The organism is Bifidobacterium olomucense, assembly GCF_012932375.1.
GTDB classification, from domain to species: Bacteria; Actinomycetota; Actinomycetes; order Actinomycetales; family Bifidobacteriaceae; genus Bifidobacterium; species Bifidobacterium olomucense.
On the sequence record NZ_JAAIIG010000005.1, the window covers coordinates 60,986 to 79,917 of the forward strand.

The 18,932-nt window shown below is 60.9% G+C and carries 11 protein-coding genes; 9 read left to right on the top strand and 2 right to left on the bottom strand.

Going from position 1 to position 18,932, the window contains the following annotated elements; genetic code table 11:
• Positions 1-681: 681 nt before the first annotated feature.
• Positions 682-1,752 carry a hypothetical protein gene (locus G1C97_RS06845; RefSeq protein WP_169241133.1) on the bottom strand — a complete coding sequence of 357 codons (1,071 nt, stop codon included), beginning with the start codon at positions 1,750-1,752 and terminating at the stop codon, positions 682-684.
• Positions 1,753-2,016: 264 nt separating this feature from the next.
• On the opposite strand from G1C97_RS06845, the gene budC reads away from it, so the two are divergent.
• Positions 2,017-2,814: a meso-2,3-butanediol dehydrogenase gene (budC, locus tag G1C97_RS06850; RefSeq protein WP_169241134.1), complete on the top strand. Its 798-nt coding sequence runs from the start codon at positions 2,017-2,019 to the stop codon at positions 2,812-2,814.
• 187 nt (positions 2,815-3,001) lie between these two features.
• Here the strand turns inward: budC and G1C97_RS06855 are convergent, their stop codons facing one another.
• Positions 3,002-4,324 (bottom strand): ABC transporter substrate-binding protein, encoded by a 1,323-nt coding sequence (locus G1C97_RS06855; protein WP_169241135.1) that lies wholly within the window; start codon positions 4,322-4,324, stop codon positions 3,002-3,004.
• Between the two features lie 402 nt (positions 4,325-4,726).
• Between G1C97_RS06855 and G1C97_RS06860 the strand changes: the two genes are divergently transcribed.
• From G1C97_RS06860 to G1C97_RS06895, 8 genes are all read left to right on the top strand, one after another.
• Positions 4,727-8,788, top strand: a complete 4,062-nt coding sequence (locus tag G1C97_RS06860) for a fibronectin type III domain-containing protein (RefSeq protein ID WP_169241136.1) — start codon at positions 4,727-4,729, stop codon at positions 8,786-8,788.
• Positions 8,789-8,952: 164 nt separating this feature from the next.
• Positions 8,953-10,353: an MFS transporter gene (locus G1C97_RS06865; RefSeq protein ID WP_169241137.1), complete on the top strand. Its 1,401-nt coding sequence runs from the start codon at positions 8,953-8,955 to the stop codon at positions 10,351-10,353.
• A gap of 183 nt (positions 10,354-10,536) precedes the next feature.
• Positions 10,537-11,802 (top strand): LacI family DNA-binding transcriptional regulator, encoded by a 1,266-nt coding sequence (locus tag G1C97_RS06870; protein WP_169241138.1) that lies wholly within the window; start codon positions 10,537-10,539, stop codon positions 11,800-11,802.
• A gap of 105 nt (positions 11,803-11,907) precedes the next feature.
• The gene (locus tag G1C97_RS06875; RefSeq protein ID WP_169241139.1) at positions 11,908-12,075 is read left to right on the top strand and encodes a hypothetical protein; all 168 of its coding nucleotides are present in this window, start codon (positions 11,908-11,910) and stop codon (positions 12,073-12,075) included.
• 151 nt (positions 12,076-12,226) lie between these two features.
• A complete protein-coding gene (locus G1C97_RS06880) occupies positions 12,227-13,780 on the top strand; it encodes an MFS transporter (protein ID WP_169241140.1) in 1,554 nt (517 codons plus the stop codon).
• Positions 13,781-14,109: 329 nt separating this feature from the next.
• The gene (locus tag G1C97_RS06885; protein ID WP_169241141.1) at positions 14,110-15,066 is read left to right on the top strand and encodes a TatD family hydrolase; all 957 of its coding nucleotides are present in this window, start codon (positions 14,110-14,112) and stop codon (positions 15,064-15,066) included.
• A 271-nt stretch (positions 15,067-15,337) separates the two neighbouring features.
• Entirely contained in the window at positions 15,338-17,857 is a 2,520-nt protein-coding gene (locus tag G1C97_RS06890) for a KUP/HAK/KT family potassium transporter (RefSeq protein WP_169241142.1), read from the top strand.
• 178 nt (positions 17,858-18,035) lie between these two features.
• Positions 18,036-18,896: a class II glutamine amidotransferase gene (locus G1C97_RS06895; protein WP_169241143.1), complete on the top strand. Its 861-nt coding sequence runs from the start codon at positions 18,036-18,038 to the stop codon at positions 18,894-18,896.
• Positions 18,897-18,932 lie beyond the last annotated feature (36 nt).

Below are 18,932 nucleotides of genomic sequence, written 5' to 3' on the forward strand. Positions count from 1 at the left end.
GCGGGGAGGGATGGAAGAAAGGGGCGGGGAGGGATGGGGGAACAGTCGTGCGGACGGATGTCCGGAAGGATGAGCGGAGGGATGAATGGACGGAGGAATGGAGAGGTGAGGGGACAGGTGGCTCTGAGTGGAGAAAATGGAGAAGGGGAGTGGATGAGCGGAGGGGTGGATAGGCGTGCGGGCGGATATCCGGAAGGATGAGCGGATATCTGGGTTGGTGGATGGGTGAAGGATAGGTAGATAGCTTGATGGATGGATGAAGTGGCGGATGAATGGAGGAAGGGTTGGATGAGCGGAGGAATGGGAGGGAAGAAGGGACAGGCGTGCAGGTGGCTGAGTGGAGAAAATGGAGAAGGGGAGTGAATGAGCGGAGAGAGAGGGACAGTCGTGCGGACGGATGTCCGGAAGGATGAGCGGATATCTGGGTTGGTGGATGGGTGAAGGATAGGTAGATAGCTTGATGGATGGATGAAGTGGCGGATGAGCGGATGAAGGGGTGAATGAGCGGAGAAAGGGTTGGATGAGCGGAGGAATGGGAGGGAAGAAGGGACAGGCGTGCGGGTGGCTGAGTGGAGAAAATGGAGAAGGGACGGAGGGATGGATAGGCGTACGGGCGGATGATCGGAAGGATGAGCGGACGGACGACTGTATCGATCGTCCGCCCGAACGACGATGAAAGACTTATCGCCGTCGCCTATGCCGGGAAAGAGGTGTTTCGGTCAAATTGAAGTCGAAGGCGGCTCCTCGTAGTGCGAGTTGCCTGGCGACGTGGTAGGACAGTTCAGCTCGGGATGGCTCGTCCGCCAGACTCGCGGCCGTCGCGATAATAATCACCCAGTTGTGGTGCCGCAGTTTCTCTCGTTTCTCTTGATCGCGGCGCCATTGTGCTCGGTCCGTGCGATGTTGGTCGCCGTCGTATTCGATTCCGACACGGAAGTCAGGCCATGCCAGATCCACTGTTATGGGTGTGCCGCTCTTGAAGGTGACTCCTGGAACCACGTAATTGGTGACAGACTGCGGCAGACCGTATTTGGTGGTCGTAATTCGGATTTCCGATTCTTTCGGAGAATCCACGCGTGGTGCCATGAACTGCAGTGCGAGCAGACAGGATGATTTCGCATTGAACTTCGGCATTGCTGTGATGCACTCCGCCATATCGCTCAAAATGGTTTCCGGGCTTCGCCCCTGTGCCAGGCTCGGTTTTCTTGCTATTGCGGTAATAATTGCATCTCCGAGTGCAATGAGAGATTCCAACGAACAATATGCCGCCAGCTGCGCCCACGTATGTATGACATCGAGTGCGTATACGTATCTGTTGATATGCACATTCCGGGCCATTCCCAGCGGCTTCCAGACATGAGGTGTTGTTGGTGAGGAGACTGTTCTTACCCTTTTGCGATGAGAACTCGACACGGTATGCAATGCAGTTGCGCTGATGCTGCAATCACTGGGGATCGGCACGGATTGAAGCATCAATGATGTGGTCATGCCGAATAGAAGAGGCTTCTTGTGCTGCTGCGCGGCTTCGGTGCAACGTCTGGTGATATCGCGTTTTTGCTGCGCGAGATTGTCGGCCATGGACGATGACGCATTGCATCGTGAGCCATTGGTCGCCTGATCGGGCGTTGTGGCATAGATGTTTTCGGCTTGGCGTTCGTATGGCGGCTCATCGCCGAATACGCCGGGCGGCGGCGTAGGGAAAGACCGCCCGAATACGTTCGTAGAAGTATTGCTTGCTGGCACCGCGTTCATGGTGCCACACTAACGGGCGTCGGATGTGTGCGCCACCGGAATCGACCTATGTGGTTCGAGCTTCTGTGGATAACTCGAATTGTGGATAACACGGACGGCACAGATAACGCGTTCACCCGGGTTCCGGGCCGAAGTTGGCAAATGACGGCAAGGCAGGCTCGGCGATGTGACGGCAAATTTCGGCAAGCGGGTATGGAGATACATTGGGCCCGTATGTATGGATACTGTTGCCGCAGTCGGATCAGCGGCATGTGAGGGGGCGTCATGACCAGCAATGCCTATCATTTCGAAGGCAAAGTCGTTATTGTCACGGGCGGTGGCACCGGCATCGGACGTGCCATCACCCGAGCATTCCTCGATAACGGTGCGATCGTGGTCGCCGTCGGCCGGCGTCAGAAGCCGCTTGATGAAACGGTTCATGGATACGAAAACGGCCACACGCACATCACCGATGTCTCCAGCCATGAACAGGTGGCGGAGCTGGTACGGTCCGTGGTGCAGGAGTTCGGTCATCTGGATGTTGTGGTCTCCAATGCCGGTATTTTCGAGGGCGGCGAAGTGGAGCATGTGCCCGATGAGGTCTGGCACAAGTTGTTTTCCGTGAATCTGGATGGACTGTTCTACCTGACCAAGGAGGCGTTGCCGTATCTGATCGAATCGCATGGCAACATCGTGGTGGATACCTCGGTGTCTGGTCTACGCGGTGATTGGGGCCAGACGGCGTACAACTCCACCAAGCACGCGATGAACGGCTTCGTGCGTTGCGTGGCGCTCGACTACGGTGCCAAGGGTGTGAGAGTGAACGCGTTCGCTCCCGGATTCATCGAGACCGATATCAACAAGGAGGTCTGGAGTGACCCGAAGCGCGTGAAGCCCTATCTTGACCGTGTGGCGCTGGGGCGTACCGGCCGCGCCGAAGATTGCGCCGGAGTGGCGCTGTTCCTCGCTTCTGATGATGCGGCGTATTTGACGGGCGTTGTGATTCCGGTCGATGGTGGTACCACTGCGGCCACCGGCCAGGGGCGCAACTCGTACGAAAACGACACCCGTTCGGTGCTGTAGCAGTTGCTTGTGTAATTCCGTGGGTAGCGTCGGGGGAGCGTCTTTCCGACGCCGCCGTGCGATGTGAGCCGTGCGATGTGAGCCGTGCGGTATAAGCCGTACGATGTGCCGATATGATTCGGCCGGTGATGATCCGGGGAACTCCCGAACCGTCACCGGCCGTTTTCGTATCTGTCAGATGATGCCCCTACTTGACCGTGAAGCCTTCCTGCTGGCCGTAGGTTTTCAGCGCATCGCCCCATTGCACCAAAGCTTTCTGCAGCGTGGTTTTACCGTGGTAGACCTGGCCGATCGAATTGACGGCGATGGAATTCGCGTAGGCCATGTACGGCAGGTATTCAAAGTCTGTGGTCACGTCTTTCGACGCCGAAGCAATCACCTGATGCGTGGCCTGACCGCCGAAGAACGCATCCTTCTCGTCCAGCCAATCGGCATCGGACAATACGGAATTGAGCGGCGGCAGACCACCCTGCTGAAGATTCACCTGCACGCCGTCGCCATGCGCGAACCATTGAGCGAACTCGTACGCCGCGCGCGTTTTGGCGTCGTTCGATCCCTTCGGCATGGCCAGCGCGCCTCCGCCGTTTTCGCCGTTCACATGTTCGCCGGCCGCGTACTGCGGCATGGGTGCCACGCGCCACGAACCTTTGGTCTGCGAAAGGTTCTTCTGCATGGAGGAAACCATCCATGCGCCGGTCAGCATCGTGGCGATGGAGCCGTCATCCAGCTTGCGCCACCAGTCGTCGGTCCATCCGGTGGTGGAGGTGTCGATGAGTTTGCTGTCCAGCATCGGCTGCCACATGCCGGTGAATTTCTTCACGTTCTTGTCGTTGAAATTCACGCTTACGGTGGTGCCGTCCACACTGAACGGCTGAGCGCCGGCCTGCCAGAGCATGGAGGTGATGAAGCCGCCGTCGCCGGTGTCGTTGGTGATGTGCGCGTCGCCGGGCAGCGAGGCGATCTTTTCCGCGGCGGCGCGGTACTCATCCCATGTGGTGGGCACGGATTCCACGCCCGCCTTGTCGAACACGTCCTGGTTGTAGAACATCACCATCGGCCCCGAGGAGATCGGCAGTCCGTATGGCTGTCCGTTCACCGTCACGTTGTTCTGCGCGGCTTCGGTGAAGTCGCCGCTGATCTTGTCGAAGCCGTAATCGTTTACGTTGCGCAACTGGTCGGAGATGGCGAACTGGTGTACGGCGTTGAAGTCGAGATAGACGAGATCGGGGATGCCGTTGCCCGCGTTCAGCGCGTTGGTCAGCTGCATGTATTCGTCTTCGTTGGCGCCCGCGTTGGTCACTTTCACCTTGATGTTCGGATGGGTTTTCTCGAAGGCGGTGACGAAGTCGTTGATGGTGGACTGCCAGGTCCACAGCGTGATTTCAGTGGTGCCGTCCGCGCCGGCGGTCCCGGAAGTATTGCCGCACCCGGCGGCGACGCCGACCAGACAGGTGGCGACGGCCGCTGCCGTAATCGTGCGAATCTTCAGCGCGCGAGATAAACGAGACATGTGCAGACACTCCGATGTTGAACTGAACGATACCTGATGGCGAACCGGTGCTGCTATGCGCGTGATTTGTGCCCTCCGCGTCGCGGGTAGGGGCGGATCGGCCAAAAACGCATATCACCGACTTGCCATTTCCGAAAGCAGAGTTTACCTGCGTGCGGCCGTCCAAATCATACAAATAAGCAGATTCCGCTGAATTGGCAAAGAGTGGCAACGTTGCGTTGAATCGTTGCCGTCCGCTGTGGCAAGAAATGGCAAATAATGGCAAACAAAAGCAAAACAAGTGTGGCAAAAAACGGCAAACGCGCCAAAGGTCCTATCTTGTGATTCGTGATCCGGGATGACCCGGCGGACCGAAGAAGGTTTCGGCCCGGATATGCAAGGTGTTGCAAGAAAGGGACTGCAATGAGGCTCAACCTCAATGGCGTGTGGGACTTCTACCCGAACGGCGGGGAACAGCGCTATGACATCGTCGTGCCGACTTGGTGGGATTCGCTGAGCCGCACCACCGGTTACCCGGCTGAATGGGAGAAGGGCCTGCACCGCGGCGTGTACGTCAAGACCGTGGATCTGCCGGAAAACATCACTGACGAAGATGTGTTCCTGCATGTGGGCGCCCTCGCCACGCTCGGCAAGGTGTTCGTCAACGGCCAGTCCGTCGGCCCGCTCACCACCAAGGGCTACCTGATGACCCTGCTGCCGTACGACCTCGACATCAATGACGTGGTCAAGCCCGGTGCCAACGAAATCCGTATCGAAGTATGGTCCGTCAAGGCCCTGCCGGAAGATGCGCTGGCCACCGAGGGCGGCCCGGACCGTCTGCTTTTCCCATTCGGTGTGGAGAACATCGTGGGCCGTGTGGGTATCGGCGAGGACGTGGAGATCGTCACCAAGCCGAAGCTTCGCATCGACGACCTGCAGATCATGCCTGACCTCAAGAAGAACGCCGATCCGTCCGACGACGAGCTCGCCGTCAACGTCACCATCGTCAACCACACCGGTGAGGATGCCGACTTGACGCTGACCGCCGCCGTCCATCCGTTTAAGGGTGACGTCGAAACCGCAGCGCTCACCTTTGACCCTGCCGACGTGCACGTCGCAGCCGGTAAGAGCACCGTGGTCAAGCTGGTCAAGGGCTGGCCGACCGCGCATTACTGGTCCCGCACCGATCCGTTCCTGTACACCGTGGACGCCGCCATCGCCGCCGCTTCCGCTCCGGCAGACGCCGCCCCGATTCACGAACTTTCCGATCGTTTCGGCTTCCGCCAGTTCTGGCGCGAAGGCGACAAGTACATCATCAACGGCGTCAAGATCCGTCTGCGCGGCGACTCCCTGTGCCTGCTCAACCAGGGCGACCGCGATCTGATCAACGAGATCGGCGATTCCTACGGCGTGATCCTCGACGACAACCATGCGATGGACGAGATGGCCAAGGCTTGGCTGGACGCCTACCGTCACGCCAACTGCAACATCATCCGCAACCACATCCGTTCCGTGCCGTCGCACGTGCTGATGGACCACGCGGATGAGACCGGCATGCTGCTGGAGGAAGAGACCGCCTTCTGGAACCCGGGCTCCACCTCCAATGTGTCCCTCGACCCGCCGTACTACCTGAACTACTCCGATGAGGCCATCGGCTACTACACCGAATGGGTTGAGCGTTGGGTGCGTGAATACCGCAACCACCCGTCCATCGTGCTGTGGTCCACCACCAACGAGGCCTGGAACCCGAACGATGCCGAAATCCTCATCCCGCCGCTGGAAGCTGCGGCCAACCGTGAGGATCCGACCCGTCTGGTGATGAACGACGGCTTCAACAAGCCGATCACCAACGAGGATTCCCGCCACTACTTCGGCGGCTACCCCTCCGGCATGACCTCCGCGCCCGACATCTACGATCTGTACCAGATCGACGGTGACCTGCCGCTCGGCGCCGGCGAGGAGTTCTCCGTCTCCACCGCAGGCATCCCGCAGTACGCCGAAGACGGCACGATCAAGGACATCTATCACGGCCGTCTCAACGGCAATCCGGACACCATCTCCCGCGCCGATTTCGGACGCGAAGTGGGCCGCGTGACCCGTGGCGTGCGCACCACGCGCATGGCCAACTGGAAGCCGTTCTGCCTCTCGATGTTCATCTACGACAACATCGAGAAGGTTATTGAGCTGGATCAGGAGCACACCAAGCACGGCCTGAACCCGAAGGCGCTGCTGCGCCCGCAGTTCGACCCGACCGCAGAAGGCGACGCGCGTTGGATCGAGGGTGACGGTTACCGCTACTTCGCCAACTCCTACGCGGATGTTGCGGCATTCGACAAGGAGTTCGACAAGGAGCCGCGCCTTGGCCTGCCGCACCGCATCTACCAGCTCGGCACCGCCTCCCAGCGCACGCTGCTCGTCTACAACGACGAGGAGATCGACGGCACCGAACTTGAAGTCCGCTGGACGGTAACCGCCCAGAACACCCAGGACGGCACGGTTCGTGAAGTCGAATCCGACTCCAAGACCATCACCGTGGACCACGGCGAGTTCACCGAACTGCCGATCACCATCCACGTGCCCGGTGAGGTGGAGACTTACGAATCCAAGCTCATCGAGACGCTGAGCGTGGTGAAGAACGGCAAGCTCAAGTTCTCCGAAGACAACTTCCTCGGCTGGATCGGCCGTCCGGCTCCCGCCAAGATCGGCTCCAGCAGGCCGAACATCGACCTCGGCACCGTGGATTGGGTCTCCCGCAACGTCAAGCACTGCCTGCACCTGAAGCAGGAGGGTGGCGCCCTGAGCGAGAAGTGGACCGCCCGCGTGGTGGACGACGCCAACGGCTCCATCAGCTTCGAGCGTCTCTCCGGCAACCTGCGCCACGAGCAGGAACTGTTCTACACGGTGAATGTGGCCGGCCTCGAATCCGGCAAGGACTACACCGGCCAGATCGAATACACCGGCGAAAACGGCGACACGGTAACCATCACCGTGAAGTTCACGGCCGGCAAGATGCCGTGCAAGTGCCAGGCCGCCAACAAGGCGCTGGGTGCCACTGTGCGCGTAAGCTCCTCCTCCGAGCGCAACGGTTGGACCGCCGCCTCCCTGGTGGACGGCGAATTCAACGCCGACTACAACCACTTCGGCTGGTCCAGCGAGCCGACCAAGGAGAACCACAGCGAATGGGTTTCCCTGAAGCTCGCCGAGCCGACCGCCGTGGCGCAGGTTGTACTTGCCCCACGTGGCGAGAACCCTGGCGGTACCGTTGCCGAAGCCTTCCACGGCGAAGGCGAAGGCGTCGGCGGTGTGCAGGAATTCGCCGCAGGCCACCGCGCCTTCGACCCGAACCAAGGCCAAGGCTTCCCGGTCGACTTCACCATCTCCGTTTCCGCTGATGGCAACGCCTGGACCAAGGTCGTTGACAAGCATGATTATGCGCTGCCTGCCAACGGCAAGCCACGTGCTTTCGACTTCGCTCCGGTGGGCAACGTGCGCTTCGTCAAGCTGGAAGCCTCCAAGCTGCGCTCCAACCCGAACGAGCATGACGAGTACGCCCTGCAGCTCGTGGAGATCGCCGTGTACGCCGATCACCACATGCCGGCCATCCCGTCCGAGCCTACGGACGTGACCGTATCCGTGCAGGCCCACGACGTGCAGGTCGGTTGGGCGTTCGCCTCCGACGGCCGCTCGCCGATTCTGGGCACCACGCTCACCCTGACCAACGCCGACGGCGAGGTCATCCCGGCCACAGTGGACGGCACCGACACCCACGCGCTGATCGCGGATGTGCCGGCCGGCGAGTGGACCGTGACCGTTCAGGGCCGCAACGAGATCGGCGAGGGCGAAAGCGCCACGTCCGCCGCCTTCAAGGTGGGCCGCGCCGACGCCAATGAGGTGGACGACTTGCTGCCCGCCCCGAAGGCTCCGGTGGCCGAGCTGCTCGTGGAATCCGGCTCCGTGGCCGTCTCCTGGGATGAAGTGGACACCCGCTCCGGCTTCGGCAAGGGCGGCGCCAACATCCACCTGACCCCGGTCGATCCGGCCTCCGACCTGCCCAAGCGCACCGCTTGGACGCCGACCGGCACCACCGCCTACACGTTCGCGAACGTGGCCCGTGGCACCTATCAGGTGACCATCGAAGCCACCACCGGTGAAGACAAGGTCTCCCCGTCGAGCGCGCCGAGCGATCCGATCATCGTGGCTGCCGTGCCCGCCAAGCCGAACAAGCCTGGCGTCACCTCCACCGCCGACACGATGAACGTCACCTGGAAGGCTCCGGCCGACGGCGGCACTCCGATCACCTCCTACGTGCTTACCCTGCGCAACCTCACCGAGAACACCGTCAAGGTGGTCAAGGCGGAAGGTTCCGAGGAAGCCAAGAGCGTCTCCGGGCTCACGGCCGGCAACTACACGGCTTCGGTGATCGCGGTGAACGCGATTGGCATGTCCGCCGAGTCCAGCCCGTCTCTGCCCTGCCTCATCAAGTAAGGGACAGCAGCGCACGCAATCGGAGGGTGATTCGTGCTCACCCTCCGATTCGATGCGCTAGCAACAAGATTTGTCGTCGTTTCGGCGGCGACATCGCTCCTTGGGGAGCGAGCCGTTCCCTTGAGAACGGAAAACAAGGAAAAAGAACTAAGGAGTTCTCGAATATGAGCACTGCAACAGCGCAGTCAGTCAAGAAGACGCCGAAGAAGCTGACTTGGCTGAACATCGTCGGTTACGGTTCCGGCGATCTTGCCAACAACATCGGCTGGCGTATGATGTCGATGTTCCTGGCCACCTACTACATCTACATGGGCATCGACCCGGTGACCACCGCCAACATCTTCCTGTTCGCCCGCTTCTTCCAGGCTGTTGTGTACCTGCTCGCCGGCAACTACGCCGACCGCGTCAAGCCGAACAAGAACGGCAAGTTCCGCCGTCTGGTCGTCGCCTTCGGTGTGCCGATGATGGTCGCCATCTGCCTGATGTACACCATCCCAGCCAATGCTGAGATGGGCGTCAAGGTGGCATGGGCCATCGTCACCTACCTGCTGTACCAACTGCTCGGCGCTCTGGGCGGCGTGCCCTACGGCGCACTGCTCGGTGCCATGACCCAGGATCAGAACGAGCGTCAGCGCCTCTCCTCCGCCCGTATGGTCGGCGGCGCCCTGTTCGGCCTCATCGTCACCTTCACTCTGGCTCCGGCCATCAACAACGTCAAGGATCAGGCTGCTCTCGCCAAGCTGATGCTCCCGATCGTGTGCATCTTCTGCCTCGTCGGCGCTCTGATCTACGTCTTCCTGTACAAGACCACCATCGAGCAGATCGATGTGCCGACCCAGCCGAAGGTCTCCTTCGTTGACACCCTGAAGGCCATCTTCACGAACCCGGCTCTGCTCATCCTGTGCTTCGCCACCGGCTTCTACCTGATCGCCACCTGCGTGGGCTCCATCGGACCGATCATTGCCAAGGAAGTGCTCGCCAACGGTGCCGACGCCGGCACTCTGGCCCTCATCACCACCCTCGTCACCCTGATCAACGCTTCCATCGGCGTGATCGCCTCCCCGTTCGGCCCGGTGATCGCCCGTCACCTCGGCAAGAAGGGCGGCTGGTACCTTGGCTGCGCACTCGGCATCCTCGGCGGTGTGATGTTCATCTTCGTCACCAACGTGTGGCTGTCCCTCGTGGGCCTCGCCCTCAACGCCATCGGTGCCCAGTTCTGCGGCAACTACGTCTGGGGCATGGAAGGCGACACCGTTGAGTACTACGAGTGGAAGACCGGCAAGCGCACCGACGGTGCCGCCATGGCTGGCCTGAGCTTCTTCCGTCAGATGTTCGGCGCCCTGACCTCTTGGCTCGGCCCGGCCATCCTCGCCTTCACCGGTTACAAGTCCGGCATGAACGTGGCCCAGGATCCGACCGTTGCCGAGAACCTGCGTCTCGCCGCCGGCCTCGTGCCGCTGATCGGCTTCGTGATCTCCGCCGCCATCATGTTCTTCTACCCGGTCACCGAGGAGAAGTTCAAGCAGATCAAGGCCGAGCTCGCCGAGCGTCATCAGCAGGCCTGATTGTTCTGACTACCGGCTCCCCTTGGCTGAGTGGAGCTGCCGAACCAAGTGAGACTGAGAGGAGCGTTGACCGCAAGGTCGCTGCTCTCAGTCGTCTATGGCGACAGCTTTTCCTCGGGCAGGGGGAGCCTCGCTATATCTCGCTATAGTTGAAGATCAAGCACATGTGAGGGGAAAGGGGTGATGATGGTACAGCGCAAGGCGACCGACCGCGTACGTTTGAGCGACGTGGCGGATGCGGCCGGCGTGGCCATCTCCACCGTCTCCCGTGTGTTCAGCAATCCCGGCCGCGTGAACTTCCAGACCGTGGAACATGTGCGGGCCGTGGCCGCTGAACTCGGCTATCGTCCTAATCCACGACGTCGGCATGCCGATGGTGCGTCTGCCGCAACTGGCTTCGGTGGCGATTCCGCCGCAACTGCCGCAACTGGCGAGGCCGGTGCCGTCGCCGATAACGGCCAAGCCGGCCACGCTGGCCCGGGCGATTCCGCCACCCTTCAATCCCCGCAGCTGCGCGGCGTGACTCAGCCGCGCACGCAAGCCAACGGCATACGCACGGCAGTCGGCGGCGGCATCATCACGATGGTGGTCAAGGACACGGCCGACGGCATCTCCTCGCAGATCCTCAAAGGCGCGCAGGTGACGGCCATGGAGTCGGACAGTGCCGTCAGCATCATCGAAACCGGCCAATCTCAGCCGCGCACCCAACAGATGCTCACCCATCTGAGCGGCAAGGTAAACGGCGTTATTCTTGCCTCGGACGCGCCCAGCATCGACTTCATCCGCAACTATGCCAAGCAGATGCCGCTGGTGGTGCTCAACCGACCCGTGGATGGCGTGCCCAGCGTGGTGCCGGACCCGCGTATCGGCGTGGTGCGTGCGTTGGGTCTGCTGCGACGCTATCATCACACGGCCGTGACCTATGTGGCGGGACCGGGCGCATCCTGGGCCAACCAGTCACGTTGGTCGTGCCTGCATGACATAGGCCAGCGCATGGGCTTTCGCGTGAACCAGATCGGTCCGGTGCATGCCACCGTAGAAGGCGGCTATCAGGCGGCCCTGGCGCTGGAAGGCTCCAAGCCGACCGCCGTGATCACCTACAACGATCTCATCGCGGCCGGCATCGTGCTGCGACTGACCGCGGACGGCGTGCGCGTGCCGGAAGACGTCTCCGTCATCGGTTTCGACAACACGCTGATCGCCCCGGTGGTCACCCCGCCGATCACCTCCATCCGTATTCCGCGCGCACAGCTCGGCCAGACGGCGGTCCGTCTGCTGCTCGGCCGTGATCCGGGCGCGTTCCGCAATCCGTCGGACGCCCAGCTGATGGAGAAGCTGACGGAACTCGGCGTACGAAACGAAGACGAGCAGTCGGACACGGTCACGCTGGTGGACACGTCGATCATCGTGCGGCGTTCGGTAGGGGAGCGGCGAGACGTTGCCGACTAGCCGGACCGCCCATCGCCGACCGCACGTGCGCGCTCGAATCGCTCGGGCAAAAGCATCGTCGTAAGTCACCCTCAAATCATCTCAGGAATCTAAGGAGCATCTCTCATGCAGCACATCGTATTGGCTTCCGCCGCAACGCTCGCGGTCGATTGGGCGGACATGCTTCAGTCGTTCGGCGGTGCGTTCGGCAAGGCGGTGATCGTGATGATCGTCGTCGCGATCGGCGGCTTCCTTATCGACACCGTGGCCAAGTTCATCAGCAAACGTATGTAGGTCGTGGGTGCCGTACAGGCGAACGTCGCACAGGCGTACGTCGTACAGATCGGACACATTGACTCACTACACTGAAGTCTCGCACCATTGAAGACTCGAAAGCGAGCGTTGCCAGCGTTACCCAGTTCGTACGCAGAGTCGGGAGGCGATCATGTCAGACGACACCAGCAGGGCGTTGCGTGAGGCGTTGGCCGGTGATCAGCCGCGCAAAGTCACCTTGCGCCAAGCCATCGGTTTTGGTGTCGGCGACTTTTACGGTGGCGGCCAGCTCACCATCGTCGCCACCTACCTGTCCTTGTTCTGGACACGATTCTGCGGCATGTCCATCGCCACCGCTCAGACGGTGATCGGCCTGAGCGCACTGATCAGCGCCGTGGCCGCGCTGTTGTTCGGCGTGCTGGACGACAACCTCTATCGTTACGACATCGGCCGCCGGTTCGGCCGTCGTCGTTTTCTGCTCATGATTATCGGCCCGCTGATTCTGCTGGGCATTTTCCTGTGGACTCCGGGACTGCCGGTGGTCGGGTACGCGGCCGCCTACGTGTTCTGGGTGGTGCTTGCACAGGCGTTTCAGACCGCCTATAACCCGTTGCCCGGCGAAATGACGCCGGATTTCAACAGTCGTACCAAACTGTCCACCGTGCGACTGTTCATCTCCACATGCGCGGGCACGGCCATCCCCGTGGTCGGCAGTGCGGTGCTCGCGGCGTTCGGCGAGTCCACACCCGTGGGGTACATGACGTTTACGATCACCACTACCGTGCTGTTTGCGCTTGCCGTATTCGCCTGCTGGCGCAGCACGTGGGAGATGAGTCCCGAGGCCGCCGGATTCGGTGCCTACGCGCGCGGCGAGGTGCGTGAAGGGCATATCGGCGCGGCCGGCTGGATGAGGCGTGCCGGCAAGGTGCTGCGCGAATACGCCAGCACGTTGCGCATCAAGGAATTTCGCAAACATCTGTCCATCTACTTGCTGGTGCAGGTCTCGATGGACGTGTTCGGCCAGACCTTCGTGTTCTTCGTGATCTACAACTGGAACCACACGGCCGCGTTCGCCTCGCTGTTGCTCGGCTGCGCGGTGGTCTCCCTGCCGCTGATGCCGGTGTTCGGCTGGGCCATGACGAAAATCGGCCCCAAACGCCTCTATGCCATCAACTTCTTCGGATGCTTGGCGGGCGTGGGCTGGCTGTTCGCCGCATGGATGCTGGTGGATGTGTGGTCTGCGACGGCATGGACCGTGTTCGCGGTGACCGGCGCGTTGTGGTTCTTCGCGTTCAAATCCCTGTGCGGATACCTGCCATGGGCGGTATTCCCGTACATCGCGGACATCGACCAGATCGTCACGCGACGGTATCGTTCCGCCACATTCTCCGGTATTCAGGCGTCGTTCCGCCAATTGGGCTCGGGAGTGGGCACCATCGCGGTAGGTGTGATTCTGGGTGCCGTGGGCTTTGACGCCACGCTGCCGGCACAGTCGTCGGGTGCACGCATCGGTTTGGGGGCGGTGCTGCTCGGGTGGTTCGCTTGTGCGATGATCATTTGCTGGATCATCTCCGCCCATCTGGTGATCAACAAGCACACCGATTCGATAGTGTTGGCCGAGATCACGCGACTGCGCAACGGCGGCTCCAAAGCGGCCGTGACCCCCGAAACCAAAGCGGTAGTCGAGCATCTCACCGGCCTGCCGTATGAGCGCTGCTGGCGGTAAGTTGCCGGTGTTTTGTGTTGTTTCCTTCGTAGCGTCCCTTTTCCCGAATATGTAGCGTCTCTTTTCCCGAATATGTACCACTGAGTCAGAGTCATCGGTACATTTTCGCGAGGTGGGTTTCGCGAGGTGGGGTCTCAAGTCTCCCGAATAGGTGTCTATAGTCTCCCGAATAGGGGTCTATCGGGACGATGCCGTCGTTTTTCCCGAATATGTACCGCTGAGCGGTGGTGAGTGGTACATATTCGCGAGGGGAGCGTGGGGGTGAGTGAGGATGAGAGAAGAAGGGAAAAGGAATGGGGGAGGGGTGGGGATGTTTACACTGGGGAGTCATGAGCAAACATCATCGTGACCGCAGCTGGGCACCGGCTCCGGAACCATTGCCGCAAGACGCGTACGTGATCGACGACCACACCCATGTGGCATCCGTCGTACCATTCGCGCGTGCCATGGACCATGAAGCACAGGCCAAAGGCCAAGCGCCAGTACCCGTCTACGACGTGAACCAACTGCTCGCCCAAGCACAAGAAGTCGGTGTTAGGGGTATCATCGACTGCGGTTGCGAGCTGCCGCACCTGATGACCGCCGTCCAGATGGCCCTCGATCATCCAGGTAATGTGCACGCGGCGCTCGCAATACATCCCAACGAATCCGTGCTGCACGGTCACCGCGGCGTGCCTGGTCCGGACGGTCTCGAACTCAAATACAAGCCTTGGCATGACACCTCGTTCGAAGATGCGCTCGCCGAAGTGCATCGTCTGGCAACGCAGTACCCCGAACAAGTGGTGGCCATCGGAGAGACGGGCATGGACCTGTTCCGCACCGGCGAGGGAGCCAAGGAGCTGCAGCGCGAGGCGTTCCGCGCCCATATCGCGCTCGCCAAGGAGCTGAACCTGCCGATGCAGATCCACGACCGTGATTCGCATCGCGAAGTCATCGAGACCCTGCTGGCGGATGGCGCGCCCGAACGCACGGTGTTCCATTCATACTCCGGCGACGCCGAAATGGCGCAGATCGCGCGCGAACAGGGCTGGTACCTGAGCTTCTCCGGTACGGTCAGTTACAAAGGCAACGAGGGAATCCGGGAATCCCTACGCATCGTCGGTCTCGATCATGCGATGGTGGAGACGGACGCACCGTACTTGACGCCGATGCCGTACCGTGGTCGCACCAACGCGCCCTATATGATTCCCTACACGCTGCGTGCCATGGCCGATACGCTTGACCTGCCGGTGGCCGCGGTCGCGCGTGGCACACGCAACACCACCCGCACGGTGTACGGCATCTGACGGCGTCTGACGTCGGCTGCCGTGCGTGCGCGACTGTGCGTGTGACTGTGTGCGTGTGCGCGACTTGTTTTGTGGCCTATCGAGCGTTGCCCTACGTGACCTTATGCACGGCCTTTCCAGCGAACTCGACAGCCGTCCGTAGTGCTGTAAGTTGTGACGATTTCGTTACGGGTCTACGATGGCATTCGGCAACAAGCGTGACAGGATGTGTTGAGGTAAGCAACGAAGGGAAGTCGCGGGTGGGGTTGGTCCCGCGCAAAGGACTGAACGTATGGCCGAGTCGAACAAACGGACTTCGCGCGCCCCGAAAGAGGCGACCAAGGCAACCACAGCCAAACAAGAAGAAGAGGCCCTGCTCAGGGCGGATACTTTTACCAACGCTCCCAAGGTATCTCGTCGTACCCTGACCAAGGAGGAGCGTGCGGCACTCGCCAAGCAGCGCGAAGAGGAATACAAAGAAGCGCGGAAAATCGCTTCCGCATGGTCCAAGGGAGGTCTCGGACGGTGGTGGGCGAAACTGCAGTCCGGCCCGGACAAGATCACTTGGACCATGGCCATCGTGGCGCTTGGCGTGGTGTACGGCGACATCGGCACCTCGCCGCTGTACACCATGCAGACGTTCCTGACCGGTCAGGGTGGCATCAACAACGTGGACCGCGAGGCCGTGCTCGGTATGCTTTCGCTGGTGTTCTGGTCGATTACCTTGATCACCACGGTCAAGTACGTGCTGATCGCGATGCGCATCGATAACAACGGCGAAGGCGGCATTTTCGCGTTGTACTCCCTGATTCGCCGTCATGGTGCATGGCTGGCGATTCCGGCCATGCTCGGCGGTGCCGCGTTTCTGGCCGATTCGGTGCTGACTCCGGCTGTCTCCATCAGCTCCGCAGTGGAAGGCTTGCAGACCTTGCCGCCGTTGGAGCAGGTTTTTGACGACAACCCAAGCCTGACGTTGATGATCACGGTGGTGATCATCGTGATCTTGTTCTCCGTGCAGTCGCGCGGCACCGAATCCATCGGGCGTGTTTTCGGATCCATAGTCCTGATCTGGTTCACGTTCCTGGCCGTCGTGGGATTGGGCAACCTCAACAATGACTGGTCCGTGTTCGCGGCGCTGAATCCGGTGTACGGGGTGCGTTTCCTGTTCAGCCCGCACAATGCGGCCGGCATTGCGGTGATGGGCACGGTGTTCCTGGCCACCACCGGTGCCGAGGCGCTGTACTCCGATATGGGCCATGTGGGACGCGGCAATATCTACTTCACGTGGCCGTTCATCAAAATCGCGCTGGTCTGCAACTATTTCGGCCAGGGCGCATGGATGCTGGCGCATCGTGACGATGCCGCATACACCAAGATGGCCACGCTCAATCCGTTCTTCCAGATGATGCATCCGAACGTGCGATACGTGGCCGTGGCGCTGTCCGTCGCCGCCGGCGTGATTGCTTCGCAAGCCTTGATCACCGGTGCGTTCACCATGGTGTCCGAGGCGACTCGCCTCAACTGGATGCCGCATCTGCAGGTGCGTTACCCGGCTCGTACGCGCGGCCAGCTCTACATTCCGGTGATCAACGGCGTGCTGTGCGCGGCCACGCTTGCCGTGTTGGCCATCTTCAAGGATTCCGAGCATATCTCCGCCGCCTACGGACTGGCTTTGACCATCACGATGATCACTACCACCGTGCTGCTCGCCGTCTATATCTGGTATGCGGGCCGGCGATTTGTGGCCGTGACGTTCACCGTGGTGTTTCTGGCCATCCAGATCATGTTCTTCCTCGCATCCATGGCCAAGTTCCTGCACGGCGGCTGGTTCACATTGCTGCTGACCTGCGCGATTCTGTTCGTCATGTACACGTGGGATCAGGGCACGCGCCTCGAACGGGCGCAACGACGCCATATGCGGCCGGACGATTTCCTGCCTGCGCTCGACAAGCTGCACGGTGACTTCCGCATCCCCTATTTTGCCGACAACATCGTCTATCTGACGTCCGATGCGGAGACCAAGCGGCTCGATACGGATATCTTTTTCTCCATTTTCGCCGACCATCCCAAACGTGCCCGCGCATGGTGGGCGGTCAGTGTGGAGACCACCGACGAGCCATTCACCCGCGAGTACACGGTGGAAAGCTTCGGTACGAATTTCATCTACCGTGTGCGTATGAGGCTGGGCTTCAAGGTATCCCAGTCGCTGCCGGCGTATATTCACCAGATCATGCATGACCTGTCGAAAACCGGCGAGCTTCCCAAGCAGAAGTCGATTTATCCGAAGGTGGACGCGGATCCGGACATCGGCACGATCCGGTATGTGCTGATCCATAAGGCGTTGATGCCGGAATCCAAGGTGTCTTCGCGCGGCGCGCTTTCGTTGCAGGCCAAGTATGCGATTCGCCGTATGGCCGGTTCTCCAGTCAAGTGGTTCGGTTTGGCGCCATACAATCCGCTCGTCGAGGTGCAGCCGCTGTTCGTGTCCACCAGGCGGCCTCCGCGCTTGAAGCGTGTTGACGAGCCGGTGGCCGTCCGTGCCGGTTTTGCCGGCGGTGTGGCTGGGGCTGCGGGCGTTGCCTCCGGGCTTCGCGCTGGCGGTATAGGCGTCTCGCATGCGGACCCGGCGGCGATTCCCGATCCGATGGACACCACAGCCGGTCTGAGCCGGTTGGTTCAGGAGCTCGATGCGGCTATGAGCGAGCAGGACGCGAAGTCTGCGCAAGATCCGCGGGGCGTGAAAGCCGTGAAAGTCAAGGATGTGAAGAGCGTTCCAAAACGTGTGCCGAACGGCGCATCCCGTCGTCAGTGAGCGTGGGCGGCGTGGTCCGCAACGGTCGGGCAGCCAGCGACTCCCGTTTCCGAAATCATCGTCGCGCCGGTTTTGCTTTCGCGCTTTCGGCATGGTCACGCCGCTGATAAGCGGTCTATAAGCAACGCCTATAGCGCTTGCCGCACGTCGAATTATGGCTCCGGTAAGTTGACATACCATGTGCAGATTATTGGGATACGCCACGGCAGGGTTCAACCTGAGCCTGAACGCCATTTTGGGATCGGAGAACGTTGCGGCCTTCCGCGAGCTGTCCGAGATCCACAATGACGGCTGGGGAGTAGCCCAACTTTCTGATCCTGCTGAAACGCCGTACATTCGTGACGGTGGCGCCCCCACTCCGGAGACCGGCACGAAAATCTACAAGTCCACCATTGCCGCCCGCTACGATTCCACGTTCGAGGCTCTGGCCAACGAGCCGGCGCGCGGCGCGCTGTGGCATCTGCGCTTGGCCAGCTCCAACCTGCCGCTCATTATGGAAAACCAGCACCCGTTCTATGCCAACGGTCTGAGCTTCATTCACAACGGCGATATCTCGGATGCCAACGGCCGCAACATCGTCACCAATCGCTCCTACCCGGTGGACCACAGCGTACTGCTTTCCACCGGAGGCCGTTCGGACACCGCCATCTTCTTCGCGGTGATTCTGGAGTACATCGGCTTCGGCTTTCCGCTGGACGAAGCCGTGGCACAGGCAGTGCGTGAGCTGCGTCAGGCATATCCCAAGTCCAGCTACAACTGCATGATCCAGTCCGAAGACCAGTTGGTGGCCCTGCGCGCTTCCGGGCGCGAGGTGACCAGCCCGCGCGTTGTGGAGATCTATGACGAGTATGGCCGCGGTGCACAAGCAGCCGACTACCGTGTGATGCGCTACCGCGCGCTGGAAGACGAGAATGGCGCTCCCGCTGGCGTAGTGGTGTCCTCGTCCGGCTATGATCAGGGCGACTGGATCGATTTGGAGAACGACCAGATGATCGTGGCCTCCAACCGTAACGGCACCTTCCGTCTGCGTTCGATCTGATTACGTTCGATCTGATTGCGTTGATTGCGTTGATTG

Excerpts from the sequence above, each read along its gene's own strand:
- G1C97_RS06845 (WP_169241133.1), bottom strand. The coding sequence starts at position 1,752 with ATGAACGCGGTGCCAGCAAGCAATACTTCTACGAACGTATTCGGGCGG.
- budC (WP_169241134.1), top strand. The coding sequence starts at position 2,017 with ATGACCAGCAATGCCTATCATTTCGAAGGCAAAGTCGTTATTGTCACG.
- G1C97_RS06855 (WP_169241135.1), bottom strand. The coding sequence starts at position 4,324 with ATGTCTCGTTTATCTCGCGCGCTGAAGATTCGCACGATTACGGCAGCG.
- G1C97_RS06860 (WP_169241136.1), top strand. The coding sequence starts at position 4,727 with ATGAGGCTCAACCTCAATGGCGTGTGGGACTTCTACCCGAACGGCGGG.
- G1C97_RS06865 (WP_169241137.1), top strand. The coding sequence starts at position 8,953 with ATGAGCACTGCAACAGCGCAGTCAGTCAAGAAGACGCCGAAGAAGCTG.
- G1C97_RS06870 (WP_169241138.1), top strand. The coding sequence starts at position 10,537 with ATGATGGTACAGCGCAAGGCGACCGACCGCGTACGTTTGAGCGACGTG.
- G1C97_RS06875 (WP_169241139.1), top strand. The coding sequence starts at position 11,908 with ATGCAGCACATCGTATTGGCTTCCGCCGCAACGCTCGCGGTCGATTGG.
- G1C97_RS06880 (WP_169241140.1), top strand. The coding sequence starts at position 12,227 with ATGTCAGACGACACCAGCAGGGCGTTGCGTGAGGCGTTGGCCGGTGAT.
- G1C97_RS06885 (WP_169241141.1), top strand. The coding sequence starts at position 14,110 with ATGAGCAAACATCATCGTGACCGCAGCTGGGCACCGGCTCCGGAACCA.
- G1C97_RS06890 (WP_169241142.1), top strand. The coding sequence starts at position 15,338 with ATGGCCGAGTCGAACAAACGGACTTCGCGCGCCCCGAAAGAGGCGACC.
- G1C97_RS06895 (WP_169241143.1), top strand. The coding sequence starts at position 18,036 with ATGTGCAGATTATTGGGATACGCCACGGCAGGGTTCAACCTGAGCCTG.